This is a genomic window from Streptomyces sp. NPDC101776 (assembly GCF_044766845.1).
GTDB lineage: Bacteria > Actinomycetota > Actinomycetes > Streptomycetales > Streptomycetaceae > Streptomyces.
This window is the reverse complement of sequence record NZ_JBIWMV010000001.1, coordinates 24,120-50,377: the sequence shown is the minus strand read 5'-3', so window position 1 is coordinate 50,377 and position 26,258 is coordinate 24,120. Positions and strand designations below refer to the sequence as shown.

The 26,258-nt window shown below is 71.4% G+C and carries 21 protein-coding genes and 1 pseudogene; 7 read left to right on the top strand and 15 right to left on the bottom strand.

From position 1 onward, the window contains the following. Positions 1–32 precede the first annotated feature (32 nt). Genes ACIRRY_RS00210 through ACIRRY_RS00200 form a run of 3 tightly spaced genes read right to left on the bottom strand, consistent with a single transcriptional unit; the run spans position 33 to position 3,923 of the window. Entirely contained in the window at positions 33–2,438 is a 2,406-nt protein-coding gene (locus ACIRRY_RS00210; protein ID WP_403965866.1) for a xanthine dehydrogenase family protein molybdopterin-binding subunit, read from the bottom strand. A 1-nt stretch (position 2,439) separates the two neighbouring features. Continuing rightward, a complete protein-coding gene (locus tag ACIRRY_RS00205; RefSeq protein ID WP_403965863.1) occupies positions 2,440–3,024 on the bottom strand; it encodes a (2Fe-2S)-binding protein in 585 nt (194 codons plus the stop codon). Continuing rightward, positions 3,024–3,923 (bottom strand): FAD binding domain-containing protein, encoded by a 900-nt coding sequence (locus ACIRRY_RS00200; protein WP_403965860.1) that lies wholly within the window; start codon positions 3,921–3,923, stop codon positions 3,024–3,026. The genes ACIRRY_RS00205 and ACIRRY_RS00200 overlap by 1 nt, the downstream gene beginning before the upstream one ends. A gap of 312 nt (positions 3,924–4,235) precedes the next feature. Between ACIRRY_RS00200 and ACIRRY_RS00195 the strand changes: the two genes are divergently transcribed. Together ACIRRY_RS00195 and ACIRRY_RS00190 are read left to right on the top strand one after the other, a co-directional pair. Then, positions 4,236–5,915: a PucR family transcriptional regulator gene (locus ACIRRY_RS00195; RefSeq protein ID WP_403965857.1), complete on the top strand. Its 1,680-nt coding sequence runs from the start codon at positions 4,236–4,238 to the stop codon at positions 5,913–5,915. Between the two features lie 132 nt (positions 5,916–6,047). Next, complete coding sequence (locus ACIRRY_RS00190) at positions 6,048–6,815, top strand: hypothetical protein (RefSeq protein WP_403965855.1); 768 nt, start codon at positions 6,048–6,050, stop codon at positions 6,813–6,815. Position 6,816: 1 nt separating this feature from the next. Here ACIRRY_RS00190 and ACIRRY_RS00185 read toward each other — a convergent pair whose 3' ends face one another. Both ACIRRY_RS00185 and ACIRRY_RS00180 read right to left on the bottom strand, forming a co-directional pair. Then, entirely contained in the window at positions 6,817–7,092 is a 276-nt protein-coding gene (locus tag ACIRRY_RS00185) for a hypothetical protein (protein ID WP_403965853.1), read from the bottom strand. Positions 7,093–7,240: 148 nt separating this feature from the next. Further along, positions 7,241–8,044 (bottom strand): GntR family transcriptional regulator, encoded by an 804-nt coding sequence (locus ACIRRY_RS00180; RefSeq protein WP_403965850.1) that lies wholly within the window; start codon positions 8,042–8,044, stop codon positions 7,241–7,243. Positions 8,045–8,201: 157 nt separating this feature from the next. On the opposite strand from ACIRRY_RS00180, the gene ACIRRY_RS00175 reads away from it, so the two are divergent. Both ACIRRY_RS00175 and ACIRRY_RS00170 read left to right on the top strand, forming a co-directional pair. Next, the gene (locus tag ACIRRY_RS00175) at positions 8,202–9,050 is read left to right on the top strand and encodes an iron-sulfur protein (RefSeq protein ID WP_403965847.1); all 849 of its coding nucleotides are present in this window, start codon (positions 8,202–8,204) and stop codon (positions 9,048–9,050) included. A 303-nt stretch (positions 9,051–9,353) separates the two neighbouring features. Beyond that, the gene (locus ACIRRY_RS00170; RefSeq protein WP_033279537.1) at positions 9,354–10,394 is read left to right on the top strand and encodes a DUF2637 domain-containing protein; all 1,041 of its coding nucleotides are present in this window, start codon (positions 9,354–9,356) and stop codon (positions 10,392–10,394) included. A gap of 81 nt (positions 10,395–10,475) precedes the next feature. On the opposite strand, the gene ACIRRY_RS00165 is transcribed toward ACIRRY_RS00170, so the two are convergent. Together ACIRRY_RS00165 and ACIRRY_RS00160 are read right to left on the bottom strand one after the other, a co-directional pair. Then, positions 10,476–10,928, bottom strand: a complete 453-nt coding sequence (locus tag ACIRRY_RS00165) for an ATP-binding protein (RefSeq protein ID WP_403965844.1) — start codon at positions 10,926–10,928, stop codon at positions 10,476–10,478. A gap of 474 nt (positions 10,929–11,402) precedes the next feature. Beyond that, entirely contained in the window at positions 11,403–11,873 is a 471-nt protein-coding gene (locus tag ACIRRY_RS00160) for a hypothetical protein (RefSeq protein WP_403965841.1), read from the bottom strand. 233 nt (positions 11,874–12,106) lie between these two features. On the opposite strand from ACIRRY_RS00160, the gene ACIRRY_RS00155 reads away from it, so the two are divergent. Then, positions 12,107–13,156 carry a helix-turn-helix domain-containing protein gene (locus tag ACIRRY_RS00155; protein WP_403965838.1) on the top strand — a complete coding sequence of 350 codons (1,050 nt, stop codon included), beginning with the start codon at positions 12,107–12,109 and terminating at the stop codon, positions 13,154–13,156. Here ACIRRY_RS00155 and ACIRRY_RS00150 read toward each other — a convergent pair. After that, positions 13,153–14,895, bottom strand: coding sequence for a pyruvate dehydrogenase (locus tag ACIRRY_RS00150; protein ID WP_403965835.1), 1,743 nt, complete (start codon positions 14,893–14,895; stop codon positions 13,153–13,155). The two genes, ACIRRY_RS00155 and ACIRRY_RS00150, sit on opposite strands and share 4 nt — an antisense overlap. Positions 14,896–14,968: 73 nt before the next feature. Further along, entirely contained in the window at positions 14,969–16,642 is a 1,674-nt protein-coding gene (locus ACIRRY_RS00145; protein WP_403965832.1) for a protein phosphatase 2C domain-containing protein, read from the bottom strand. Positions 16,643–18,379: 1,737 nt separating this feature from the next. Between ACIRRY_RS00145 and ACIRRY_RS00140 the strand changes: the two genes are divergently transcribed. Continuing rightward, positions 18,380–18,862 carry a DUF456 domain-containing protein gene (locus tag ACIRRY_RS00140; RefSeq protein WP_403965829.1) on the top strand — a complete coding sequence of 161 codons (483 nt, stop codon included), beginning with the start codon at positions 18,380–18,382 and terminating at the stop codon, positions 18,860–18,862. A gap of 40 nt (positions 18,863–18,902) precedes the next feature. Here ACIRRY_RS00140 and ACIRRY_RS00135 read toward each other — a convergent pair whose 3' ends face one another. Beyond that, positions 18,903–20,111 carry an SGNH/GDSL hydrolase family protein gene (locus tag ACIRRY_RS00135; RefSeq protein ID WP_403965826.1) on the bottom strand — a complete coding sequence of 403 codons (1,209 nt, stop codon included), beginning with the start codon at positions 20,109–20,111 and terminating at the stop codon, positions 18,903–18,905. 205 nt (positions 20,112–20,316) lie between these two features. Here ACIRRY_RS00135 and ACIRRY_RS00130 point away from each other — a divergent pair, with 205 nt between their 5' ends. Then, positions 20,317–20,688, top strand: coding sequence for a PPOX class F420-dependent oxidoreductase (locus tag ACIRRY_RS00130; RefSeq protein WP_403965823.1), 372 nt, complete (start codon positions 20,317–20,319; stop codon positions 20,686–20,688). Here ACIRRY_RS00130 and ACIRRY_RS00125 read toward each other — a convergent pair. From ACIRRY_RS00125 to ACIRRY_RS00105, 5 genes and pseudogenes are all read right to left on the bottom strand, one after another. Then, on the bottom strand, positions 20,685–21,227 hold the full coding sequence (locus tag ACIRRY_RS00125; protein ID WP_403965820.1) for a methylated-DNA--[protein]-cysteine S-methyltransferase: 543 nt from the start codon (positions 21,225–21,227) through the stop codon (positions 20,685–20,687). The genes ACIRRY_RS00130 and ACIRRY_RS00125 overlap by 4 nt on opposite strands. Next, positions 21,224–22,639: a bifunctional transcriptional activator/DNA repair enzyme AdaA gene (locus ACIRRY_RS00120; protein WP_403968256.1), complete on the bottom strand. Its 1,416-nt coding sequence runs from the start codon at positions 22,637–22,639 to the stop codon at positions 21,224–21,226. The genes ACIRRY_RS00125 and ACIRRY_RS00120 overlap by 4 nt, the downstream gene beginning before the upstream one ends. Positions 22,640–22,721: 82 nt before the next feature. Continuing rightward, positions 22,722–23,846 (bottom strand): ribosome small subunit-dependent GTPase A, encoded by a 1,125-nt coding sequence (gene rsgA / locus ACIRRY_RS00115; RefSeq protein ID WP_403968254.1) that lies wholly within the window; start codon positions 23,844–23,846, stop codon positions 22,722–22,724. 526 nt (positions 23,847–24,372) lie between these two features. Then, positions 24,373–24,801 (bottom strand): RICIN domain-containing protein, encoded by a 429-nt coding sequence (locus ACIRRY_RS00110; protein WP_403968252.1) that lies wholly within the window; start codon positions 24,799–24,801, stop codon positions 24,373–24,375. Beyond that, positions 24,793–26,127 (bottom strand): annotated as a pseudogene (locus ACIRRY_RS00105) (jacalin-like lectin); the annotation flags it as partial. The pseudogene ACIRRY_RS00105 and the gene ACIRRY_RS00110, both read right to left, overlap by 9 nt. Positions 26,128–26,258 lie beyond the last annotated feature (131 nt).

Genomic DNA, 26,258 nt, shown 5'->3' with positions numbered 1-26,258 from the left:
ACGGCCCGAGACGAACAAGGGGGCGCGGAGGCTCACATACCGGTGAGGTGCTCCGGGCGTACCGGTGTCCTGTTCAGTTCCAGCCCGGTCGCGTTCCGAATCGCCGCGAGTACGGCGGGAGTCGACGACAGGGTCGGTGCCTCGCCGATGCCGCGCAGCCCGTACGGGGCGTGCTCGTCGGCGAGTTCGAGCACATCGACCGGAATGGTCGGGGTGTCGAGGATGGTGGGGATCAGGTAGTCCGTGAAGGACGGGTTCCTGACCTTGGCGGTCTTCGGGTCGACGATGATCTCCTCCATGACCGCGATGCCGAGACCCTGGGTGGTACCGCCCTGGATCTGGCCGATGACGGACAGCGGGTTGAGCGCCTTGCCGACGTCCTGCGCGCAGGCCAGTTCGATGACCTTGACCAGGCCGAGTTCGGTGTCGACCTCGACGACGGCGCGGTGCGCGGCGAAGGTGTACTGGACATGGCCGAAGCCCTGTCCGGTGCGCAGGTCGAAGGGCTCGGTGGCGCGGTGGCGCCACTCGGCCTCGATCTCGACGGCCTCGTCTTCGAGGACGTCGACGAGATCGGCGAGGACCTCGCCGGCGTCGGTGACGATCTTGCCGCCCTCCAGGAGGAGTTCGGCGGTGGCCCAGGCCGGGTGGTAGGTGCCGAGCTTGCGGCGGCCCATCTCCAGGACCTTCTCGCGGACCAGCTCGCAGGAGTTCTTGACGGCACCGCCGGTGACGTACGTCTGCCGGGACGCGGAGGTCGAACCGGCGCTGCCCACCTGGGTGTTCGCCGGGTGGATCGTCACCTGGGTGACGCCCAGTTCGGTGCGGGCGATCTGCGCGTGGACGGTGACTCCGCCCTGGCCGACCTCCGCCATCGCGGTGTGCACGACGGCGACGGGCTCACCGGCGACAACTTCCAGGCGGACCTTGGCGGTTGAGTAGTCGTCGAAGCCCTCGGAGAAGCCGACGTTCTTGATGCCGACCGCGTAGCCGACGCCTCGTACGACACCTTCGCCGTGCGTGGTGTTGGACAGTCCGCCCGGCAACTGCCGTACGTCGGCGGCCTCTCCGGCGGCGAGCCACTGCTGCTCGGGCGGCATGGGCATCGCCTTGACTCGGCGCAGGAGTTCGGCGACCGGCGCCGGGGAGTCGACCCGCTGCCCGGTCGGCATGATCGTGCCCTGTTCCATCGCGTTGAGCTGACGGAACGCGACCCGGTCCATGCCCACCTTGTCGGCGAGCTTGTCCATCTGGGCCTCGTAGGCGAAGCACGCCTGGACCGCGCCGAAGCCGCGCATCGCGCCGCAGGGCGGGTTGTTGGTGTAGAGGGCGATGGCCTCGATGTCGACGTTGTCGATGACGTAGGGGCCGGCGCCGAGCGAGGACGCGTTTCCCACGACCGCCGGGGAGGCCGACGCGTAGGCGCCGCCGTCCAGGACGATGCGGGCCTTGAGGTGGGTGAGCTTGCCGTCCTTCGTGGCGCCGTGCTCGTAGTGGAGCTTGGCGGGGTGGCGGTGGACGTGGCCGAAGAAGGACTCGAAGCGGTTGTAGACGATCTTCACGGGTTTGCCGGTGCGCAGGGCCAGCAGGCACGCGTGGATCTGCATCGACAGGTCCTCGCGACCGCCGAACGCGCCGCCGACGCCGGACAGCGTCATGCGCACCTTGTCCTCGGGCAGGCCGAGCACGGGCGCGATCTGGCGCAGGTCGGAGTGCAGCCACTGGGTGGCGATGTAGAGGTCGACACCGCCGTCCTCGGCGGGTACGGCGAGGCCGGACTCGGGGCCGAGGAACGCCTGGTCCTGCATGCCGAAGGTGTACTCGCCCTCGACGACGAAGTCGGCGCGCTCCCGGGCCGCCGCCACATCGCCGCGAATGATCGGCTGGCGGTGGACGATGTTCGGGTGCGGGACATGGCCGATGTGGTGGTCGTCGCGGCCCTCGTGGACGAGGATCGCGTCCGGCGCGGTCGCGGACGACTCGTCGGTGATGACCGGGAGTTCGCGGTACTCGACCTTGATCTTCGCGGCTGCGCGCCGTGCGGTCTCCGGGTGGTCGGCGGCGACGATCGCGACCGGCTCGCCGTGGTGGCGGACCTTGCCGTGCGCGAGGACGGGGGTGTCCTGGATCTCCAGGCCGTAGTTCTTCACGTCGGTCGGCAGGTCGTCGTAGGTCAGGACGGCGTAGACGCCGGGGGTCTTGAGCGCCTCGACCGTGTCGATGGAGACGATCTCGGCGTGGGCGACCGGGGAGCGCAGGATCTGGCCCCAGAGCATGTCCTCGTGCCACATGTCGGAGGAGTACGCGAACTCGCCGGTGACCTTGAGGGTGCCGTCCGGGCGGAGCGTGGACTCGCCGATGCCGCCCTTGGTCTTGGAACCCTGGGTGACCTTGGTGGGAGTGCCGATGGGGGCGCCTTTTGCGGAGATGCCGGGCATGTCAGACCGCCTCTCCCTGCCGGGCGGCCGCCAGGCGGACCGCGTCCATGATCTTCTCGTAGCCGGTGCAGCGGCACAGGTTGCCCGAGAGCGCCTCGCGGATGTCCGCGTCGGTCGGGGTCGGGTTGTGCTCCAGCATCTCGTCGGCGGCGACGAGGAGACCGGGGGTGCAGAATCCGCACTGGACGGCGCCGGCGTCGATGAACGCCTGCTGGATGGGGGCGAGTTGGGTGCCCTCGCCGGTCTGCGAGTCTAGCGGCTTGGCCTGTCGGCCCCTGGCCTCGTCGACCGACGTACCGCAGGCGGCTGTTGCGCAACTCCCGTGCTCCGCGCGCTGTTTGGCGTAGTCCGCGAGCCCCTCGACGGTGACGACCTCGCGGCCCTCGACCTGGCCGGCGGCGACGAGACAGGAGCACACCGGGATGCCGTCGAGCCGGACCGTGCAGGAACCGCACTCGCCCTGCTCGCAGGCGTTCTTCGAACCCGGGAGGCCCATGCGCTCGCGCAGCACGTACAGCAGGGACTCGCCCTCCCACACGTCGTCCGCTTCCTGCGGGCGGCCGTTGACCGTGAAATTGACGCGCATCAGGCGACACTCCCCTTCTCGATGGAGCGGCCGTCAGTGCCGCGGTAGGACTCCCAGGTCCAGGTCAGGGTGCGGCGGGCCATGATGCCGACCGCGTGGCGGCGGTAGCTCGCGGTGCCCCGGACGTCGTCGATCGGGTTGCAGGCGGCGGAGCAGAGGTCCGCGAACTGCTTGGCGACCGACGGGGTGATGATCCGGCCGTTGTCCCAGAAGCCGCCCTCGTCGAGCGCCGCGTTCAGGAATTCCTCGGCGGCCTTCGCCCGTACGGGGGTCGGCGCGGCCGAACCGATGCCGGTGCGGACCGTGCGGGTGTCGGGGTGCAGGGCCAGACCGAAGGCGCACACGGCGATCACCATGGCGTTCCGGGTGCCGACCTTCGAGTACTGCTGCGGGCCGTCCGCCTTCTTGATGTGGACGGCGCGGATCAGTTCGTCGGGGGCGAGCGCGTTGCGCTTCACTCCGGTGTAGAACTCGTCGATCGGGATGAGCCGGGTGCCGCGCACCGACTCGGCCTCGACCTCGGCGCCGGCCGCGAGGAGCGCGGGGTGGGCGTCACCGGCCGGGGAGGCGGTGCCGAGGTTGCCGCCGACGCCGCCGCGGTTGCGGATCTGCGGGGAGGCGACGGTGTGCGAGGCGAGGGAGAGGCCCGGCAGTTCGCCGCGCAGGTTCTCCATGATCCGGGTGTACGGGACCGAGGCCCCGAGCCGCACGCTGTCGGCGCCGACCTCCCACTCGTAGAGATCGCCGACGCGGTTCAGGTCGAGCAGGTACTCGGGCCGACGGTGGTCGAAGTTGATCTCGACCATCACATCGGTGCCGCCCGCGATCGGGACTGCGGTGGGGTGCTCGGCCTTCGCGGCGAGCGCCTCCTCCCAGCTGGCGGGGCGAAGGAAGTCCATGACCGGCTCTCTTCTTCGTCTCGTGGGTCGTACGGATCAAGCCAGTTCGTGTGCGGCGGGCCCGGCTCGTTCATGCGCTGTTAATGCAGCGTGAGGTCAGTACACAGCGCCGTGCGCGGAGTGGGTCAGTCACGGAAACCATGAAGGAGTTGGCTGGCCAGCGCGGGCATCTTGTAGATTCATATGAACAGAGGTCATCAGTAACCCCTTCGATTCCCTGTGGAAACGTGGGAAACAGCCCCGCACGGCCTCGCACCCACAGCACCTCTTGGTTCATCGTAGTTTTCTAGACAAAGAACGGCGGCGACGGCGATGCGGCTGCGCGCACTTCTGGACACCGATGCGCTGGGGCTGCGGCTGCTCGGCGGCACGGACGAGCTGGACCGCACGGTACGCGGGGTGATGACCACCGACCTGCGGGACCCGAGCCGTTATCTGGCGGGCGGCGAGCTGGTCCTGACCGGTCTGGCCTGGCGCCGGAGCCCGGCCGACGCCGAGCCGTTCGTACGGCTCCTGGTGTCCGCCGGGGTGGCCGCGCTGGCCGCCGGCGAGGCGGAGCTCGGCGATATCCCGGACGACCTGATCACCGCCTGCGCCAAGCACCGGCTGCCACTGTTCGCGGTCCACGAGTCGGTGGCGTTCGCGACGATCACCGAGCATGTCGTACGGCAGGTGTCCGGCGAGCGGGCCGGTGATCTGGCGGCCGTGGTGGACCGGCACCGCCGGATGATGACCTCGGGCCCGACGGGCGGCGGCCCGGACGTGGTCCTCGACCTGCTCGGCTCGGACCTGGATCTGCGGGCGTGGGTGCTGTCGCCGACCGGGCGGCTCATCGCGGGCGCGAAGATGTCGGGGGCGGGGCCCGCGCTGCCCGTCGACGTGTGCGCGAAGCTGGCCGCCGAGCATCTGACCGCCGCGCGCACGGGCCGCCGGGGTCCGCACCGGCTGGCGCTGGGCGGTTCGACGTACTCCCTGTTCCCGATCCGGGGCGGCGGGCGCTCCGCGCAGGGTTCGCGGGACGTGCGCGAGACGGTGCTGTCGGACTGGCTGCTGGCGGTCGAGGCGGACGCCGGGGACTGGCCGGACGAGCGGCTCGATCTGCTCCAGGGCGTCACGCAGTTGATCGCGGTCGAGCGGGACCGGCGGGACGCGGCGCGCACGGTCCGCAGACGGCTCGCGCAGGAGGTCCTGGAGCTGGTGCAGGCGGGCGCCGCACCGGCCGAGATCGCCGCGCGCCTACGGGTCGCCGCTCCCGTCCTGCTGCCCGGCCTCGGGGCGGCCCCGCACTGGCAGGTGATCGTGGCCCGGGTCGAGTGGGACGGCGGCGACATCGAGGCCGGGCCGGTCGCCCAGTCCCTCCTGGAGGAGATCCTGGTCGACCCGCTGGCGACGGGGCCCGAGCCCTCCGACCGGATCGCCGTGGCCCACTCGGGCGACGAGGCGATCGCGCTCGTGCCGCTGCCCGCGGTGTCGGCGGAGCACGACGGTTCCGAGGCCGGGATCCACGCGGACGTCCTGCTGGAGGCTGTACGGGATCCGCTGTCGGCCGGGCTCGACGACGACGGGCGGGTCACGCTCGGGGTGAGCGCGGCGGTGCACTCGGCGGAGGGGCTGCGCGGGGCGCTGGAGGAGGCGCGGCACGCGCGGCGGGTGGCGGCGGCACGGCCGGGGCGGGTGTGCGCGGCCGGGCACCAGGAACTGGCCTCGCATGTGCTCCTCCTCCCCTTCGTGCCCGACGACGTACGGCGGGCCTTCACCGCGCGCCTGCTCGATCCGCTGCGGGACTACGACCGGCGGCACCGCGCGGAGCTGATTCCGACGCTGGAGGCGTTCCTGGAGTGCGACGGTTCCTGGACGCGCTGTGCGTCCCGGCTGCACCTGCACGTCAACACGCTGCGCTACCGGGTCGGCAGGATCGAGCAGTTGACGAGTCGGGACCTCTCTCGCCTTGAGGACAAGCTGGATTTCTTCCTGGCACTGCGGATGAGCTGACCGGAAGATCCCACGACTTTGTGAATTCTTTCACCCACCCTCTTGGCCGGGCCGCCCGATCCGTGCTGAGATGCGGCCACCACTCAACAGCTCAATGGTGTGCTCGGGGAGGGCAACGTGGCGTATTCCGCCATGTCTGGGAACGGAACGACCGAAGGTGACGATCCCCTCCAGACCGCGGTGTGGCGGTTGCGCTCGCGGGCCTGCTGGGTCGACGCGGCGGCGCTGCTGCGGCCCGACGCCGCGGCACCGGCCCTGCAGCGGACCGCGCTGCTCGTGGAGCGGTGTCTGTACACCGAGCAGGGCTGGGAGGACGCCGACGACGCGCTGCGCACGGCGGAGGCGCTGGCCCACAGCGACGACGAGCGGGGCGCGGCGGCCTGTGAGCGCGGGTACCTCGCCTACGCGGCGACGCTGCACGGGGTCCGGGACCGGGCGGACGAGGCGCGGGCCGCGCTCGGGCGGGCGGCGGCGCTGATCCCGCCCGGCGGCGAGGGCCGGGCGTTGCTGGACTTCCGGCGGGGGCTGGTCGCGGAGAACCTGGCGCGTTCGCCGCAGGCCGCGCGGGCCGCGTACCGGCGGGCGCACGCGGGGGCCGCCGACCAGGCCGATCCGCTGCTGCTGTCGTTCACCTGGCGTCATCTGGCCGGACTGGCCCTGCGGGACGGGGAGTTGGCGGAGGCCCGGCACGGGTTCGCCGAATCACTGCGGATCCGGGAGGAGTTGGGCTACCTCGTCGGCACGGCACCGGCTCTCGTGTCGCTCGCGGACGCGGAGGCCGAGCCGGAGGCGTCCCGGTTGCGCGAGGAGGCGCGGCGGCTGTTCCGGCTGCTGGGCGGTGTACCGACGTGGCTGGCGCGGCAGTTGGCGGTGCCCGCGCCGGGCGCGGCCACGGCGTAGGTCAGGAGCCGTTCGTCCGGTTCTGCGCGACGTTCACGATGTGGTGGACGAACTGCAGGACGGACGACCGGAGTTCGGGGTCGCGGACGACCAACACCCCGACGGCGACGAGCAGCAGGAAGGACAGGAGGCCGCCGCCGCGACCCGGGCGGGAGTGGCCGCGCCGGGCTCCCGCCTGCGCGGCCCGCATGCCGTCCTGCGCCGCCTGTCGCGCCGACTGCTCGGCACCTCGCCGTGCGGACTGCTGTGCGGCCTGTTGGCCGGGATTCGGAAACATCGGCGCTCTCCCCCACGGAACGGTCGTCCCTTTCCGTGGAGCACGTCGCCACCGTCCGGGCGGGTTCCCGGTGCGGCCCGCGGTGGCCGGACCCGGACCCGCTCGTGACCGGAGTCACATATTCGGGTTCACGCGGACCCCGCGAGGCTCACGCGGCTCCCGCGAAGTGCTCCTGCACCAGGGACCGCACCACGTCCCACTCCCCCGCGGCCAACGCGTCGAGGAGCGCCAGGTGTTCGGCCGCGTCCGCGACCAGGTCGGCCCGCCCGCGCGTGACCGGAGCGCCGACCAGCGGCCACTGGGCGCGGCGGTGCAGGTCCTCGGCGATCTGGACGAGCTGTTCGTTGCCGGCGAGGGTGAGCACCGCGCGGTGGAAGGCCCGGTCGGACTCGGCGTACGTCGCCCGGCACCCGGTGGACGCGGCGCGGACGGTCCCCTCGGCCAGCGGGCGCAGGTCGGTCCAGCGGGCGGCGGGCACGGTACGGGCGAGCCGGAGCATCACCGGCACCTCGATCAGGGCGCGGATCTCGGCGAGTTCGGCGAGTTCGCGGGCGCCCCGCTCGACCACCCGGAAGCCCCGGTTCGGTACGACCTCGACGGCGCCCTCGGTGGCGAGCTGCTGCATGGCCTCGCGCACGGGGGTGGCGGAGACGCCGAACCTGTCGCCGAGCGCGGGCGCGGAGTAGACCTCGCCCGGGGTCAGTTCGCCGCCGAGGAGCGCGGTGCGCAGGGCGTCGAGTATCTGGCCGCGCACGGAGGACCGTTGGACGACGACACGGGGACGCGGGACAGGCGTCTCGCTGTGCGTGTGCTCACCGCGCACCGCACCGGCACCGTCCGCGAGATCCCGGGCCCGGGCCACCTCGGCGCGCGACTGCGGCGGCACCCGGGAGCTCCGGGGACGCGGATCCGGAATGCCGGTACCGGCGGAGCCCTGCGTGCCTTGCCTCACGGGTCCTCCTCCGGACGTGTCGGTACTTGGGGTCATTACGGCGTCTTGTTACTCGTCCGTCAAGCACCTTAGGCGCAGATCGGACTAGTTCAAATCTCCGGAGGGTTGGGTAAGGTAAGCCTTACCTCTAAACCAACGGTGAATCGGTGGTCCCGGCATGCCCCTGCCCTCTTCGGCCGTAGCGGACTCCTACGCCCGCCTCACCGAGGTCATCCCCGGGCTCGCGATCACCGAACTCCCCCTGGAACAACCGCTCCCCAGCGGCGGCGGCTGGGCCTCGGCCGCCGAACTCGCCGAAGGCGGACCCGGCCTGGAGGCGTTCCTGGCCCGGGACGACGCCCAGGTTCTGCGCGACCACGGCCGGCCCGGCCGCCCGGACGTGATAGCCACCTTCGGTCTGCACCGCTACGCCTGGCCGGTCTGCCTCCTGTTCACCGTCCCCTGGTTCCTGCACCGCCGGGTCCCCCGTCTCCCCGTGAGCCACGTCACATACGACCGCACGGCCGAGGGTCTCGACATGGGCCACCTGGTCGTGCGTACCGACTCCTTCACCTGTCTGCCCGGCGACCCGGCGTCGGCGCTGCCCGGTGCGCGGGTGGTCGCGGACGAGGAGGCGCTGCGGGCCGAGGTGCGGGTCGCGGTCGCCGAGCACATGGAACCCCTGCTGGCCGGCTTCGGGCCGCGGATGCGGCGGCGGGGCCGCGCCCTGTGGGGCATGGCGACCGACGAGGTCGTGGAGGGGATCTGGTACGTCGCCGACCTCTTCGGCGAACAGCCGCGCGCGGTGCGGGAGTTGGAGCGACTGCTGCCCGGCGCGACCAAGCCGTACGTCGGTTCCGCCGCGTTCCGCGAGGTCACCGGGCCGAACGGCGAGGCGCTGCCCACCCGGGACCGGGCGAGCTGCTGCATGTACTACACGCTGGACGCGTTGGACGCCTGCCCCGCCTGCCCGCGCACCTGCGAGGCGGAGCGGGTCACCAAACTGCTGGCCGCCGCCGCGAGTTGAGGGACCCTCAGTGCGGTGCCCGGATCCGGGCCCGCTAGGATCGGCCGCGAACGAGACGCCCGCCCGGTTACAGGTGCTTCACAACTTCCTCACTTGTCGCAGGAACTTTCCGTGGAACCACCCGTACGGGTAGTCTTATTCGAACTCAACTCCCGCCCCTCAAGCGGCAGTTCGAGCAGAAAGCCGCCCTGGGCATCCCCTTGCACCTCCTTGGCGGCCTCTTGCCCCGAAAACGCCTGAGGGCCGTTGGGATTGGGCCACTATGGCGGGCGTTACGCCCTATCCCAATGCAAGGGACCCCAGATGAGACTGACCGACATATCGCTTAACTGGCTGCTTCCCGGCGCCGTACTGCTCCTGGGCATGCTGGCGGCGGTTGCGGTGCTCGCGCGGAGCAAGCGGTCCGGCGGGGAGCACGCGAAAGACGACTCGTGGGAGCGCACGGAGGAGCGCCGCAGGCGCAAGGAGGCCATATACGGCATCGCCTCCTACGTCCTTCTGTTCTGCTGTGCGGCGGTCGCCGCGGCACTCTCCTTCCACGGACTGGTCGGCTTCGGCCAGGAGAACCTCGGCCTGACCGACGGCTGGGAGTACCTGGTTCCGTTCGGCCTCGACGGCGCGGCCATGTTCTGCTCCGTCCTCGCGGTGCGCGAGGCCAGCCACGGTGACGCGGCCCTCGGCTCCCGCATACTCGTGTGGACGTTCGCGGCCGCGGCCGCCTGGTTCAACTGGGTGCACGCGCCCAGGGGTGTCGACCACGCGGGCGCTCCGCAGTTCTTCTCCGGCATGTCCCTGTCGGCCGCGGTCCTGTTCGACCGCGCGCTGAAGCAGACCCGTCGGGCCGCGCTGCGCGAGCAGGGTCTGGTGCCGCGTCCGCTCCCGCAGATCCGTATCGTCCGCTGGCTGCGGGCCCCCCGCGAGACCTACAGCGCCTGGTCGCTGATGCTCCTGGAGAACGTGCGCAGCCTGGACGAGGCGGTCGACGAGGTGCGCGAGGACAAGGCGAAGAAGGAGGAGACCCGACTGCGCCGCCGCGACCAGCAGCGGATCGAGCGGGCCCAGCTCAAGGCCATAAGCCGCGGCCAGCGCGGCCTCATCGGACGGGGCGGCGGCCGGTCCTCGGAACCGCAGGCCCTGGAGCGCGGCTCCGGACAAGCATCCGCGGAGCCTGCCCTATCGACGCCGGAACAACTGCCGGTTCGCACGCGTCCCTCACTCCAGCCAGTCCGCGGGGCATCTGACCCGATAACCGTCGACCTCACGGCGGAGGACGACACGATGGCCCTGCCGCGGCTCGACTCCCTGGAGCGCAAGCTCAAGGACCTGGAGCAGCAGTTCGGCTGAGATCCGGGACCACGAGGTCCGGGACCGGGCGACAACGGGACGGGGGCGGCATCCAACTGGACGCCGCCCCCGTCCCGTTGCTCATGCCGCGTCCGAACCCAGCTCGAACCAGACGGACTTGCCGACCCCGTGGGGCGACACTCCCCAGGCGTCCGCCAGGGACTGCACCAGCACCAGGCCCCGCCCGTGCGTACCGTCGTCGGCGTCCGGTACGCGCAGTCGGGGCCTGCGGGCCACGAAGTCCCTTACTTCCACGCGGAGTCCGGCCGGTCCGACGGTCGCCGTGAGCACGGCGTCGTGGTCGGTGTGGATCAGCGCGTTGGTGACGAGTTCACTCGTGAGCAGCTCCGCTATCTCCGATCGTCCCGGCCTCCCCCAGTGCCGTAACAGTTCACGCAACGCTCTGCGCGCCTCGGGCACAGCCCGCAGGTCCGCGCGTCCGAGTCTGCGCCTCAGTTGAGGCGGCTGCGCCGGTTCCGTGGCGCTGTCGGCCTTGTCCTCCACCGCTTTCGCCGAGGAGGCCCCGATCGCCATGGGACCGCCCCCTCGTGCTTGCCTCTTCATGACCCCCGCCTGCACGCCGGTTTCCGGTTCCCTCCTGCTCGCACACGTTCACGGGGATCCATGCCCTCGCCGGGAACAGGGCAGTCATGTCGAGTTGTCAACGACCAGGTGTTCGGCCACAGTTGCGCCGAGTCCGGCGGGGCGGAGGAATCGGGGGCGATCCTGTCCGTACGGTCGAACGACCACCGTACGGAGGATGCGACGCGGGTGGGGCGGTCGGGGCGTTCCCCTCCGGGGTGAGCCGGTTCCCGGCGTCGGGACCAGACACCCCGTGACGTCCTGACCACCGGCGATCGAACCGACTGCCGATGCGGGGCTGCCGATCCGGCCGTAGTCCGCGAAGGCGTGGGGCGGTTGGTCCCCCCGGACCTCCGTAGGACCCACGCTCCGCGAATCTGGCCGGAATCAGCCGCTCAGGAATCGCGAACGGCTCCGCCACGGGGGCTACTTGCCGCCGATCCCCTTCGTTCCGATGTGGAAGATCTTGTGGGTCGTGCGGGTCATGTCGACGATCAGTTTGGTGGTGTCCCCACCGCCCCAGGTGAGGGTGATGGCGGCCTCGGTGTAGTCGGCGGTGCCGTTGTCGGTGACCTTCCAGCTCAAGGGGGTGTTCTGGGCCTGGAGGACGCCGTCCGCGTGGTTCTTGTTCTCCCAGGCCGTCAGCTCCCTCAGGTAGGCCGGGGTGAGGTAGTACGCGCGCAGTTGCCGGGCGAGCTTTCCGCCGCCGCCGTCGAGGTCGCTCTCGGCGTCGACGTAGGCACCGTAGAAGTCGGCGATGCGGGTGATGTTGTCGTCGGGCGAGCCGCTCACCGAGCGCGGGGCGCCGGCGGAGGCCTGGGCCGCCACGCCCAGCCCGAGGGCGAGGGCGAGGCCGGCGGCGAGGGCGGTGCGGCGCGTGGCCTTCTTGCTGTTCACGTGTGGTCCCCGTTTCGGATCTGTGCGGTGCGGTGCGGTGATCGGTTGCCGTGGTGCGTTTCCGCGGTCGGTCAGAGCTTCGGCGCCCGACGGCGGCGACCGCAACGACCGACACCGATCGCGCAACGATGGAACCGTCCCACCCCTTCTGACCTCCTGATATACGGAGTGCCTGGGATGCCGTCCCGGGACGGGACACGCACGGGGGCGCGGTGTCGGACCAGGGTCAGGACATGGACGTCGAGGAGTTCGCGGCACTGCTGCGGCGGCTGAAGGACCGCACGGACCGCAGCTACAGCCAGTTGGCCCGCCGCCTGAACATGAACGCCTCGACCCTCCACCGCTACTGCGTGGGCGAGGCGGTCCCCCTCGACTTCGCCCCCGTGGAACGGTTCGCGGCGCTGTGCGGGGCGACACCGGAGGAGCGGCTGGAGCTGCACCGGTACTGGATCCTGGCGGTGGCGGCACGGCAGCGGCCCCGGCCCGCCGGGAATCCGGTCCCTGAACCGGTGCCGGAGGAAGTCCCCGCGCCGGCGCCCGGCCCCCGGTACCGACGGCGGCTGACGCTCACCGCCGCCGTGGTGTGCGCGGTGCTCGCGGTGTGGGGCACGCTGTCGGCGGTGAGCACCCACCACACCGCGAAGCCGAAGGCATCATCGCCCGCGCTCCCCGCCCCCCTCGCCTGGACCGCCGACTCTCAGGTGTGGGACCTCCATTGCAGCCACGACTACGTCGTCGACGCGTCCCCCGCGCACGTGCCGCCGCCCCCGGCCCAGGAGGGCGCCGGTGCCTGGGCGGCGCACCAGCACGCGGTGCACGGCAGGGAGACGGACGTCGAGATCTCGGTGCAGGGGCGGACGTCCACGGCGGTCGTCCTGGAGGCGCTGCGCGTCCACGTCGTGGGCCGGGCCGCCCCCGTCCACGGCACCGCGTACGCCATGGACCAGGGCTGCGGCGGCGAGGTCACCCCGCGCTACTTCGGGGTGGACCTGGACGCCCGCCGCCCCCTGGCCCGCCCGGTCGCCGGGAGCAGCCTGGGCACTCCGGTCCCGGCGGCGCACCTGCCGTACCGGGTCTCCGCACAGGACCCCGAGGTGCTGCTGGTCAAGGCCCGCACCGGTACCTGCGACTGCCGCTGGTACCTCGAACTGGACTGGTCCTCCCAGGGCCGCACCGGCACCCTCCGCATCGACGACCACGGCAAGCCGTTCCGCACGACGAGCGTCAAGGGCCTGCCTCGCTACTGGTACTCGGCGAACGGCTGGGCGCCGTACGACGGTTAGAGCCCGCGTACGTTCCTGATGTTGGACCGGGCCATCTGCACCATGCGTCCGACTCCCCCGTCCAGCACGATCTTCGACGCCGACAGCGCGAAGCCCGTCACCATCTCGGCGCTGATCTTCGGCGGGATGGAGAGGGCGTTGGGGTCGGTGACGACGTCGACGAGGGCCGGCCCCTTGTGCTTGAAGGCGGCCTTCAGCGCGCCTTCCAGATCCTTGGGCTTCTCGACCCGCACACCGTACGCACCGCAGGCGCGCGCCACGGCACCGAAGTCGGGGTTCTTGTTGGTGGTGCCGTACGACGGGAGACCGGCGACCAGCATCTCCAACTCGACCATGCCCAGGGAGGAGTTGTTGAACAGGACGACCTTCACCGGCAGGTCGTACTGGACGAGGGTGAGGAAGTCGCCCATCAGCATGGAGAATCCGCCGTCGCCGGACATCGACACGACCTGCCGCTCGGTGTCGGTGAACTGCGCGCCGATCGCCATGGGCAGCGCGTTCGCCATCGACCCGTGCGAGAACGAACCGATCACCCGGCGGCGGCCATTGGGCGTGATGTAGCGGGCGGCCCACACATTGCACATGCCCGTGTCGACGGTGAACACGGCGTCCTCGTCGGCGAGTTCGTCGAGCACGGCGGCCACGTACTCGGGATGGATCGGGACCTGCTTGTCGACCTTGCGCGTGTACGCCTTGACGACACCCTCCAGCGCGTCGGCGTGCTTCTTGAGCATCCGGTCGAGGAACCGCCGGTCCTCCTTCGCCCGCACCCGCGGGGTGAGACAGCGCAGCGTCTCCTTCGCGTCGCCCCACACCGCGAGGTCCAACTTCGTGCGCCGGCCGAGGTGTTCGGGCCGTACGTCGATCTGGGCGATCTTCACGTCGTCGGGGAGGAAGGCGTTGTACGGGAAGTCGGTGCCGATGAGGATGAGGAGATCGCACTCGTGGGTGGCTTCGTAGGCGGCGCCGTAGCCGAGCAGCCCACTCATCCCGACATCGAACTTGTTGTCGTACTGAATCCACTCCTTGCCGCGCAGGGCGTGTCCGATCGGGGACTTGATCTTCTCGGCGAACTCCATGACCTCGGCGTGCGCGCCGGCGACGCCGCTGCCGCAGAACAGGGTGATCTTGTCCGCCGCGTCGATCAGCTCGGCGAGCTTGTCGATCTCGGTGTCGCCGGGGCGGACGGAGGGGCGGGAGGTGACGAGGGCGGTCTCGGCGGCCTTGTCCGGGGCGGGTTCGGAGGCGATGTCGCCGGGGAGGGAGACGACGCTGACGCCGCTCTGTCCGACCGCGTGCTGGATGGCGGTCTGGAGGAGGCGGGGCATCTGCTTGGGGTTGGAGATGAGTTCGCTGTAGTGACTGCACTCCTGGAAGAGCCGCTCCGGGTGGGTCTCCTGGAAGTAGCCGAGGCCGATCTCGCTGGACGGTATCTGCGAGGCGAGGGCGAGTACCGGGGCCATGGAGCGGTGGGCGTCGTAGAGGCCGTTGATGAGGTGCAGGTTGCCGGGGCCGCAGGAGCCGGCGCAGGCCGCGAGCTTGCCGGTTATCTGCGCTTCCGCGCCGGCGGCGAAGGCGGCGGTCTCCTCGTGCCGTACGTGGATCCAGTCGATGGCGGAGTTGCGGCGGATCGCGTCGACGACGGGGTTGAGGCTGTCGCCGACGACGCCGTAGAGGCGCTTGACTCCGGCGCGGACGAGGATGTCGACGAACTGTTCGGCAACGTTCTGCTTGGCCATGGTTCTCGCGTGCCCTTCGGTTTCCGGTGTGCTGCGGATCCCTCTGGGTTCCATGAATTCACAGCCCGGGCGCTCACGCCTCCCAAACGGCAGCCGCCGTGCGGTCGTCCGCGTAACCCTTGACCCGCACTTGGGTGTCGGCGAGGAACGCGGCGAGACCGGGCGGGGTGGTGCCGGCCCACCGCCCCGCCAGGTGGGCGGAGAGCGCGGGCTCGCCGCGCAGCGGTTCCGCGAGACCTCCGGTGCACATGAGGAGCGTGTCTCCCGGGCGGGCGACGGAGGCGCGGAAGCGGAAGGGTTCGCGGGGTGGTTCGGGGGCGGGTTCGTACGGGCTCGGGGGTGTCGGGATGCCGAGGTCCATGGTGAGCCGGTCGCCCTCGGGGGTCTCGGCGGGCTGCGAGCCGAAGCCGAGGACGGCCTCGCCGGTGATGTCGCCGACCGCGGGCTCGATGTCCTGCCACTCGCCGTCCCGCAAGCGGAACAGCCCGCCGGGGCCGACGCCGAAGAAGACGCGGGTACGGCATTCCGGGTGCGCGGGGAGGAGGAGACAGCGCAGGCCGGCCGAGTACTCCTCGGGGTCGATGCCCTGTTCGGCGGCGCTGGCGCGGAGCTTGCCGAGACTCCGGTCGGTGAGCCGGTGCAGGCCGGACTTGAGATCACCGCGCCGGGCGGCGCGAATGTCCTCGGCGAGACGGGCATGGCTCCGCCCGACAGCCCGCCCGATCCAGTGACAGGCCTCGGCGGCGGCCCGGTGCGCCCCCGGCGTGGCCCGGGCCCCGGTCGCCATCGCCACCAGCACGAGGGCCTGCTCCCCGACCCCGAACCGCGCCGTCAGCAACGAGTCCCGCCGCGGCTCTCCCCGGAACCTCGCGGAGTCCCCCCGCACCGAAGCGGCTCGGAGCGTACTCGTCCCGTACCGCGCCCCGTCCAACACCGTGTCCGCGACCAGATCGTCGAGGTCGTCCGGGTCGGCGAGCGGGAGGGCGGTGGGCTCGGCGTCGTAGGTGGGAGGGCCCGAGCCGACGTAGTCGAGGGTGAGGGATTCGGGTGCGGGTGGGGGTGGTGCGAGGGCGGGAAGGTTCGGGGGTGGGTCGATCGGGAGGGGTTGGCGGTGCGGGGACGGGCGGGGGAGGTTCCTCGGGGTCGGGATGGGGGTGGGGTTGCCGACGAGGGGTGCGGGAGCGGCCGGAGGCTGGGGGTAGGGGCGGGGGTCGAAGGGGCGGGGGGGTTGTGGGGGTGAGGCGGGGAGAGCGGGAACGGCGGACGACTGCGGGTAGGGGCGGGGGCTGGACGGGTCCTCCGCACGCAGATCCCGCGGAGCGACCGCGGGACTGTCGACGGGGGGTGCGGGAACGGCCGACGGCTGCGGAAAGACGTGCGGGGAGGACGGGGCATCCGGACTCCGGCCCTCCGCAGCGATCGCGGGACTGTCGGCAGGGCGTGCGGGAGCCGCCGATGGCTGCGGGGCGGACAGCCCGTCCGGCCGGCTGTCCTGCGGAGCGGCGGTGGGCCTGTCGGCAGGCGGTGCGGGAACGGCCGACGGCGGCGGGTAGCCGGGCGGGAACTCCCCACCGGCCTGCCGCTGAGGCGCTGCCGGTGGGAGGCCGGGAGGTGTTGCGTCCGAGGGGAGACCCGGCCAGGTCGGGACGGGCTGGGCCTGCTCCCCTGGGACGGCGGGGGTCAAAGGCGTGAACAGCGGAGCATCAAGGTACGGGTCGGCACCGTCACCGGGCGCGGAAGGCGCCACGGGCGTGAACGACGGAGGCCCGACAGGCCGGTCCGCGCCAGCACCCCCCGGGGCCGAAGGAAGCGAGCCCCCGTCGCCGGGAGCAGCGGGTGCCACCGGCGTGAACAACGGAGCATCAAGATACGGGTCGGCGCCATCGCCGGGCGCGGAAGGCGCCACGGGCGTGAACGACGGAGGCTCGACAGGCCGGTCCGCGCCAGCACCCCCCGGGGCCGAAGGAAGCGAGCCCCCGTCGCCGGGAGCGGCGGGTGCCACCGGCGTGAACAACGGGGGATCAAGATACGGGTCGGCACCGTCACCGGGCGCGGAAGGCGCCACCGGCGTGAACAGCGGACGCTCGGCGTATGAATCCGGGCGAGTGCCTCGCGGGGGCGGCGGCGGTGAAGTGCCATCAGCGATGGCCACGGTCGGGCGGTCGCCCGGCACCCCGGCGCCTGCCTCGTCGCCCCGGAGGCCACGGGACCCATCGGTGCCGCCCGCCGAACCGCCCCCGGCACCACCCGTCCCTGAATCGCCGGACGAGCCGCCTCCACCGCCGTCCCAAACCTCACCGGGCGTCGGCCTCCCGACCGGCACCCGTGGCGCCGGGGCAGAGGCGGCCGGTGTCCCCGTCGGCCCATGGAGCGGGGGGCGTGGTGGGAATGCCGCAGCACCCGGAGGCGCACTGGACGGTGGCTCCCAGAAAGCACGCGGGGCGGCCGAATCGGCGCCGGCCGGCACCTCGGAGTCGGCTGCCGCGCGGGACCCCGGGCCACCCGGACCCACCCGGCGCGTCACCTCGTCCACCGGACGCGTCAGCTCACCCGCCGAAGCCACACCCTCCCCGGCATCGAGGGACCCGGACTCACCGGACCCCCCACTCACCGTCCCCGCCGCCGAGACAAACCGGTCGTCGACGGAGTCGCCCGCGGTCGTGGGCCCCGTGTCCTCCGGGGTGTCGTCGTACAGCTGGCTCCACCAGTCGTCCTCGTGACCGGTCGGCGTTCCCCCCTGCTGGCTCATGCCCCTAATTGTCCACCGCCAGGGCCAGTTGGAAACGGGGCGTCCGGAAAATCGGGTGCGCGCCCCTGCTCGAAGGGCGTGTCGGACGACGTACCGAACGCTCATCCGGAACAGGTCGGCGCAGGACAGCACAGAGCCGCCGGGCGGACCCACCCCCCACGGGAGGCCCGCCCGGCGACATCTGAGTGACCCGGCCCCAGCTCCCCTGCGTGCCGGCGCACCGCATGGGTCCGGGTCACGTTCCAACTGGCCGGATCCCGTTGCGGGTTCGGCCCGTACAGGCCCGAGTGTGACCCGCTTTCCTGAAGATCCGCTGTGATTCCCGCCCGGCTTCCCCACAGCCCGTCGGACACGAACCCGCAGGCCAACCACGCCCAATACGCGCATTACGGGCGGCAGTTGATGCCCCTGGGGCGCAACCTTGGCAGAGTGACGGGTGGTACGGCGATGATGTGCCGAGGCGGGTTCACGCCGTGGCTGTTTTCCGCCACACCGCACACACCAAACCGCACACATCGCACACGTCGCACAACGCACCGCACCGCACACCGCACCGCACACCGCGAAGGAGGGACGGCACCTCATGCTGGCCGCGATAGGCCTCGACGGGTGAGGCGGCTGATGGAGCTGACCGGCGCGACGACCCGGCTGCAACTGGGCTGGCACGCCCACAACCGGGGCTGGGTTGCCCGTGGCTGACCTGCGGTTTCACCCGGGATCCCGCAGGCTGGGCAGATGGGAGTGGGTGAACTCCTGCTGGTCGGCGTTGTCATCCTGCTCGGCCTGTGCGGAGTCTTGGTGCCCGGAGTGCCGGGGTCGTGGCTGGTGTGGGCCGCGGTCCTGTGGTGGGCGCTGAAGGACCCGCAGCCGGTGTCCTGGGGCGTCCTCGTGGGCGCCACGGTCGTCCTCTTCCTCTCCCAGGTGGTGCGCTGGGCCCTGCCGCCCCGCCGGCTGCGCGCGAGCGGCGCGACCCCCCGAATGGGCGTGTACGCGGGAGTCGGCGCGTTCCTCGGCTTCGTCCTGGTCCCCGTGCTCGGCGCGATCCCCGGCTTCATGGCCGGGATCTACCTCCACGAACGCGTACGGCTGGGCCGCCACGGCGAGGCCATGGCCTCCCTGCGTACGGCGATGCGCTCGGGCGGCTCCAGCGTGCTGACCGAGCTGTTCACCTGCCTGCTGATCGCGGGCGCGTGGCTGGGCGCCATCATCTGGGGCTGACCCGTCCAACCCATCCGACCCATCCGACCCACCGGGTCCGTCACGTCAGCGCGGTGAGGTCGACCGCGTCGGCCAGTGCCCGCATGCCCGCGTCGCTGAAGTGCAGATGGTCGCCGCTGTCGTAGCCGGGCCGGATCCGCTGCGGCTGTGCCGGGTCGCGGACGGCGGCGTCGAAGTCGACCACCCCGTCGAAGGGCCCGCCGCCGCGGATGAAGACGTTGACCTTCTGCCGTACGGCCTCCCGGGCGGCCGTGAAATTGCCGGCGCCGCCGTACGGCGTGAGGGTCGCGCCGATGACACGGATGCCGTGCGCATGGGCACTGGTCACGAGGGTGCGGTACGCGTCCTCGAAGGCTCCGGGGTCGGTGGCGTTCGGGGTGCCGTTGATGTCGTTGATGCCTTCGAGGACGATCAGCACGCGCACGCCCGACCGCGACAGGGCGTCGGCGTCCACGCGGGACAGCGCGCTCGGGCCCACGCCCTCGCGCAGCAGTCGGTTGCCGGAGATGCCGGCGTTGAGGACACCTAGGTGGCGGTACGCGGGCAGGGCGCCGAGGCGTTCGGCGAGCCGGTCGGGCCAGCGGTGGTTGGCGTCGCGGGTGGAGCCGTTGCCGTCGGTGAGGGAGTCGCCGAGGGTGACGACACTGCCGGCCGCCGGGGCGTCGAGGACGTCGACGCCGGTGACGTAGTACCAGGAGGTGGTGGTCGTCCTGTACGCGGAACCGTCGACGTCCGCGGCCCGATCGCCGCTCGGGGCAAGGTAGTTGGTCTGTCCGGCCGCCCGGTGGTAGGTCGCCGGGCCGGAGTCGTCGGGCGTGTGGACCGTGACGAGCAGGTCCGCGCCGTCGGGCACGGCGAGCGCGACGGGGTCGCTGACCAGGTCCTGGCCCGCCGGGATCGTGACCGTCCGGGCGCCCGCGAAGGTGGCGACGCGCATCGAGCCGGGCACCGCGTCCGGACCGTCCTCGCGCAGGGCGACGGTCACCGCGTCGAGCCGCAGGGGCGCGGTACCGAGCCGGTTGGTGAGCCGGACGCGGGTGGCAGTGCCGCCGACGCTGAGGTGGACGACGTTGCGGAGGGAGGCGCCGGGCCGGGCCGGGGCGGTTCCGGAAGGGGCGGCTTCCCAGGTGCCGGTCCAGGTGCCGAACGGGTCGGCGGCCGGGGCGTCGGCGGTCGCCGTACCCTGCCCAACTCCCGCTCCCAGTACGGCCACCAGCATTGCCACGACGATCCGTCCGGCCCCGACCATGAACGCTCCACCTCTCCCCACCGACCACGAGGAGGCGACCGTGCCACGCGGGAACGGGCCGACGGCGGAGCATCACCGGGGAAGGGCTGTGCGTCCCCTGTCCGGCCTATGTCCGGGCCTATGTGCGGCCCGTGCCCGGCTTGGGGCGCAAGGCCCGGGACCGCAGGCCGATGCGCGGGGCGGGCAGGCGTGTTTGGCTGCGGTCATGACCGAATTCACCGCGGCCGAACGCGCGTACCTCACCTCGCAGCGGCTGGGACGCCTCGCCACCGTCGACCCGCAGGGCCAACCGCAGGCGAACCCCGTCGGCTTCTTCCCGCAGCCCGACGGGACGATCCTGGTCGGCGGCTACGCGATGGGTACGACCAAGAAGTGGCGCAATCTGCGGAAGAACCCGAAGGTCGCCCTGGTCGTGGACGACATCGTCAGCGTCAGTCCCTGGAAGGTACGGGGTATCGACATCCGCGGCGAGGCCGAACTCCTCGTCGGCCCGCACGAGTTGGGGCCACACATGAGCAAGGAAGTGATTCGCATCCATCCGCGCCGGATCCACAGTTGGGGCCTGGAGGCCGACTAGTCCGAGGATTCCAACACGTCCTCCAGGGTGAGGAGTTGGACCTTGCGGTCGAGGCCGCCCGCATAGCCGGTGAGTGATCCGTCCGCGCCGATCACACGGTGGCAGGCGCGGACGACCAGCAACGGATTGGCGCCGATCGCCCCGCCCACGGCTCGAACTGCGGCCCGGGACGCGCCGATCCGCGCGGCGATCTCGCCGTACGTCGTCGTCGCGCCGTACGGGACGGAGTCGAGGGCGGTCCACACACGCTCGCGGAAGTCGGTGCCGGAGGTGTGGAACTCCAGGTGGAATTCCTTGAGTTCACCGGCGAAGTAGGCGGCGAGTTGGTCACCGGCGGCGCGGAAGGGGCCGGGGTCCCGCCGCCACTCCGGCTGGACGGTACGGCCGCCCTTCTGCCCAGGGACGGAGAGGGAGGTGAGGGCGCCGGACTCGTCGGCGGTGAGGAGGAGTTGCCCCAGGGGGCTCTCGAAACTCGTCCAACGGGTGGTGTTCGGAGCGGTCATCGGCGTGGTGATCGGTGTGGTCATCGGTGTGCTCATCGGGACTCCAACTCCCCTGCGGTGTACAGGTGTTGTGCGGCATAGGAACGCCAGGGGCGCCAGGCTTCCGGAATGTCGACGCCGGGCGGCGCCACATCGGGGTCGCCGAGGGCGCGGGTGCGGATGACGGCGACGATGGCGGCGTCCATGCCGGGCAGCGCGAGCAGGGCCTGCTGCGCGTCGTCCCGGTCGGCGCCGGCGTCGAGTCGTAGGGTGCCGTCGGCCAGGGCGGTGGCGAGGGCGGTCAGGGGGTCGCCGGGCGCGGCCGCCTCCAGCAGCGCGGACGGCTCGGGGAAGAGATGGGTGAGGCCGCCGGACGGGACGTCGAGCGCCTTGCCGTACCGCCGCACCAGCCGCTCGGCCGCCGCCCGCCCGACCAGCGCCCGTACGGCGAGTTCCTCGGGATCGGCGGTGCCCGGTGAGCGCAGGCCGGGTCGGGCGGCGACGAGTGGGGCGAGCCGGGGATCGTCGCCGAGCCGTTCGTCGACGGCGTACGGGTCGGCGTCGAGGTCGAAGAGCCGGCGCAGCCGCTGGACGGCGGTGGTCAGGTCGCGGTGGTCGGTGAGATGCAGCCGGGCGTCGAGCCAGCCGCCGGGATGGGCGGGGGACGCGGCTCTGAGGGCGCCGGGTCGTTCGTCGACGGCGGCGATTCCGGTGCCGTAGGGGAGGCGGAGGGTGCGGCGGTAGGTGCGGCGGCCGGGGGTGCCGGTGATCTCCTCGATGCCGGGGACGGCTTCGTGTGCCAGCAGGTCGAAGACGGCGGTGGAGCGGTAGGGGCCCCGGCAGGCGAGCCGCAGCGGGATTCCGCCGGCCGGTCCGGTCGCCTTCGTCGCTGCCTTGGACGCGCCCGGTGCCTTGGGTGCGTTGGTGCGCAACTCGCTCGGGGTCGACGCGTACACGGCACGGATCGTGTCGTTGAACTGGCGGACGCTGGCGAAACCGGCCGCGAAGACGATCTCCGTGATCGGCAGATCGGTGGTCTGTACGAGCACGCGGGCGGTGTGCGCCCGTTGGGCCCGGGCGAGGGCGACGGGGCCTGCGCCGAGTTCGGCGGTGAGCTGCCGCTGGACCTGCCGTGCGCTGTATCCCAGCCGCACGGCGAGCCCGGCGACACCCTCGCGGTCCACCACGCCGTCGCCGATCAGCCGCATGGCGCGGCCCACCACGTCGGCCCGCACGTTCCACTCGGCCGACCCCGGCACGGCGTCCGGACGGCACCGCCGGCAGGCCCGGAACCCGGAACCCTGCGCGGCGGCGGCCGTCGCGTAGAACCGCACATTGCGCCGCTTCGGCGTCACGGCGGGGCAACTGGGCCGGCAGTAGATCCCGGTCGTGGTCACCCCGAAGAAGAACTCACCGTCGAACCGGGCGTCCCGGCTCCGTACGGCTTCGTACCTGGTGTCTTCGTCCATCACGCGATCCAGTCTCCGCCATCCCCGGGGGTGGGGCTGGCGGAAATCGGACGCGGCGTTGACGTGCCGCCGAGCCGGGCCGCTACACCCGGCGCCCCCGCTTGGCCTCCATGGCGGCCTTGCCCTCCGCGCCCTTCCGCTTCCAGTCGCGGCGCAGTTCGGCCCGGGCCCGGGCGTCGGTCTTGGCGACGATCCACTGGTTCTCGCGCATGAGCTTGCGGTAACTGTCGAGCCGACGCTCGGACAGTTCACCGCTCTCGACGGCGGCGAGCACCGCGCACCCCGGTTCGGCGACATGGCCGCAGTCGTGGAAGCGGCACCGCCCCGCCAGTTCCTCGATCTCGGCGAACACCTGCCCGACCCCGGTCTGCGCGTCCCACAGCCCGACCCCGCGCAGCCCCGGTGTGTCGATCAGCACCCCGCCGCCGGGCAGGGCGAGCAGGTTGCGCGTGGTGGTCGTATGACGGCCCTTGCCGTCGACGTCACGCGTCGCCTGGACGTCCATCAGGTCCTCGCCGGTCAGCGCGTTCGCGAGCGTCGACTTGCCCGCACCGGACTGCCCGAGCAGCACGGACGTACCCCCGGCGGCCACCGCGGCGAGGACATCGATCCCGTCCCCGGCTGCGGCACTGACGGTCAGCACCGGCACGCCCGGCGCCGTCGCCTCCACGTCGTCGACGAGATACGACAACGTCGTCGCGTCCGGCACGAGGTCGGCCTTGGTCAGCACGACGACGGGCTGGGCGCCGGACTCCCAGGAGTCCGCCGCGTTATGCAGCAGTGCCTCGCCAGTGGAGCAGGACATGGCCAAGGCCAGGAACCGCTCGATCCGCCCGAGGTCCAGCTCGGCCGCGAGCGACACACAGATGACGACGTGATCGATGTTAGTAGCCAGCACCTGGCCCTCGGAACGCTTCGACGAGGTCGAGCGCACGAAGGCGGTACGGCGGGGCAGGAGCGTCCGCACGTAGCGCGGGTTACTGCCTTCAGGGTCGATGGCGACCCAGTCGCCCGTGCATACGACCTTCATCGGGTCACGGGGGACGACGAACTCGGTGTCGGCGCGGACGGTGCCGGCCGGAGTGACGACGTCGCACAGGCCACGGTCGACCCGTACGACACGGCCGGGCAGGAGCCCCTGCCCGGCGAACGGGGCGAACTCGGCTTCCCACTCCGCATCCCAGCCGTACGGCTGCAACGGATGCATGGAGGAGAGCGACGAGGACGAACCCGGGAGCGAAGAGAAAGACAAGGGGTGACCCTTCACAAGGGTGGCCCCGGCACCGCGCACACAGACGCGGGAGAAGAAGAGAGGTCAGCCGGTGGCCACAGGGGTGGACTTAATGAACTTCCGGATGCGGGCAGCGCCCATCTCAACGACAGCCATCGGTCACACCTCCCACAGCACAAGCAGAGTCGCCAACGACACCTCGGGGGCGCCGCTCGAACGAGACCGATCTTAGGAGAGGCACGGGCCACGACGCCACCGATTTTCGGCACACACCGCGCAAGACCTTCACGTCCTCTGCGGACACCCGCATCCTGCGCCCACACCACCAGGTAACGAGGAGCCGTTGCCACTGCACGCCGACCGTCCGCCTCATCGGCTCGTGCTCCACCGGCCGTTCGACATTCACTGGTGTGATCCGACCATCTCGGCGTCGGGCCTGCGACGACGTCCGATCGACGTGGCCGGTCTCACGGACTGTGGCGCCCTGTGCGCCGGCACATGGTCAGGGCTGTAGTCGCCATTGCTGGCAGTAGTTGTTCAGCCAGGTCCACAGCCGTACGTCGGTGCCGTCGGTGCTCGCGCAGTTGGCCACGTCGGCAACCTTGCCGCTGTTGGGGTTCTGTAGGCGCGTCCATCCGCTGTCGGTATCAGTGAGGGTCCAGCGCTGGCAGGCGTTGTCCAGCCAGGCCCACTGCTGGATGTCCGTGCCGTCCGAGGTGCCGCAGTTGGACACGTCGAGGGCCTTGTCGCTGTTGGTGTTGATGATCCGGCTGGTGCCGTCGCCCAATGCCTCGACCCGCCAGCGCTGGTTCGTGCCGCCGGTGCAGGTCCACTGCTGGACGTTCGCTCCGTTGTCGCTCGACCAGCCGTTCACATCCAGGCACTTGCCGGTCGCCCGGTTGACCAGCGTGAAGTCGTTGGGGGTGTAGATGAAGCCGATCTTGTCGACCTCGTCGCCGGTGCGGCCGTGGAAGCCGGAGATCTGCCAGCCCGACGGCGCGGTACGTGTGACGCAGTCGGACGTGGTGGCCCCGCCGGCCAGCGTCCGGCCGAGGCTGGTGGTGAACTTGACGTAGAACACGCGGGTATGTCCGTCGTGCTCGGCCCGGCACAGGAACGCGCTCGTCACGTACTCGGTGCTGCCCAGGGTCAGTGACGCGGCGTCGCCGCCTGTCCCGCCGTGCTTGAGTGTCGTGCCGTTGCTCAGTGTGACACCGACCTGGTCGACACGGGCGCCGGTGCGGATCGAGATCGCGGTCGCCTGGGCACCCCACGGCACGCTGTCGACGTCGTCGAAGTAGTCGCCGTGCGGGCCGCCGAACTGCTCGCTGAACTGGTAAGCGGGGTTGGTCTTCCAGGTGAACCCGGCCGTGATCGGGTCGTGGTCGGACAGCATGAGCCCGTCGGAGTTCAGGAACTTGGCGTGTTCGTTGTTGTAGGACGTCGCGTTGAGAGTGACGAACTTGCTGCTGCGGTAGAGGATCTTGTCGACGACCTCGCAGGTGTTGGTCACGGCGGACTCGTCGCAGAGCAGCGGGTCAGTGCCCTTGGCAGGGGCGACGCCGCCGTGCTCCAACTGCACCCAGGCGTCGGTGAGTCCGTTGGCCGCGCCGAACTCCGCGATGGTGTCGGCGAATCGGGTGTAGCGGGTGTTGGTGTCGCCCATGACGACGACCGCGTTGCCCGCGGAGTGGGACTGGATGAACGAGGTCAACTGACTGAGGTTGTCGGCTCGGGAGGCCTCGTCGCCGTCGTTGGTACCGGCGTTGGTGTGCAGGTTGTAGAAGTCGACGTAGACGCCCTCGGAGAGGCGCTCGCGCATGAACGTGAAGCCCTTGGGGGTCAGGCAGTCACCTGAGTCCAACTGGCAGGAGTTCCAGTGGACGCGCTCGAAGTCGTCGCCGTCCCAGGCGTAGTTGGAGACGGTGTTGAGCCCGCTGCCGATGCCCGCGCCGCCGCTGGTCGCGGTGCGATAGGGGTGGGTGTCGGTCGAGTACAGGTAGGCGTGGTAGTTGAAGTCCTCCTGCACGTTCACGATGTCGTAGGAGGCGATGCGCCGACCGATTTCCGTCGTGCTGGTGTCGCGCGGGGTGTCGGCGCTCGACAGCGACTCGGGGAGACCCGCGACGTTGTACGCCAGCACGCTGAAGCTGCCGGAGTCGGCCGCGGCGGCGGGGCCCGCCGCGGCGATGGTCACCCCGGCCAGGCCGGTGAGCATGAGGGCTCCGGTCGCCAGACCGGAGAACAGTCTTCGCATCGAATTCCTTTTGGGCATGGTGAACACACTCCGCAGACTGAGGCGTTCACGGGGAGCGGAAAGGGGAGGGGGCGACATACTCCTGGCAAGTGCGGAGGTATGCCGGTCGGCACTGTACCCACCAGTAGCCA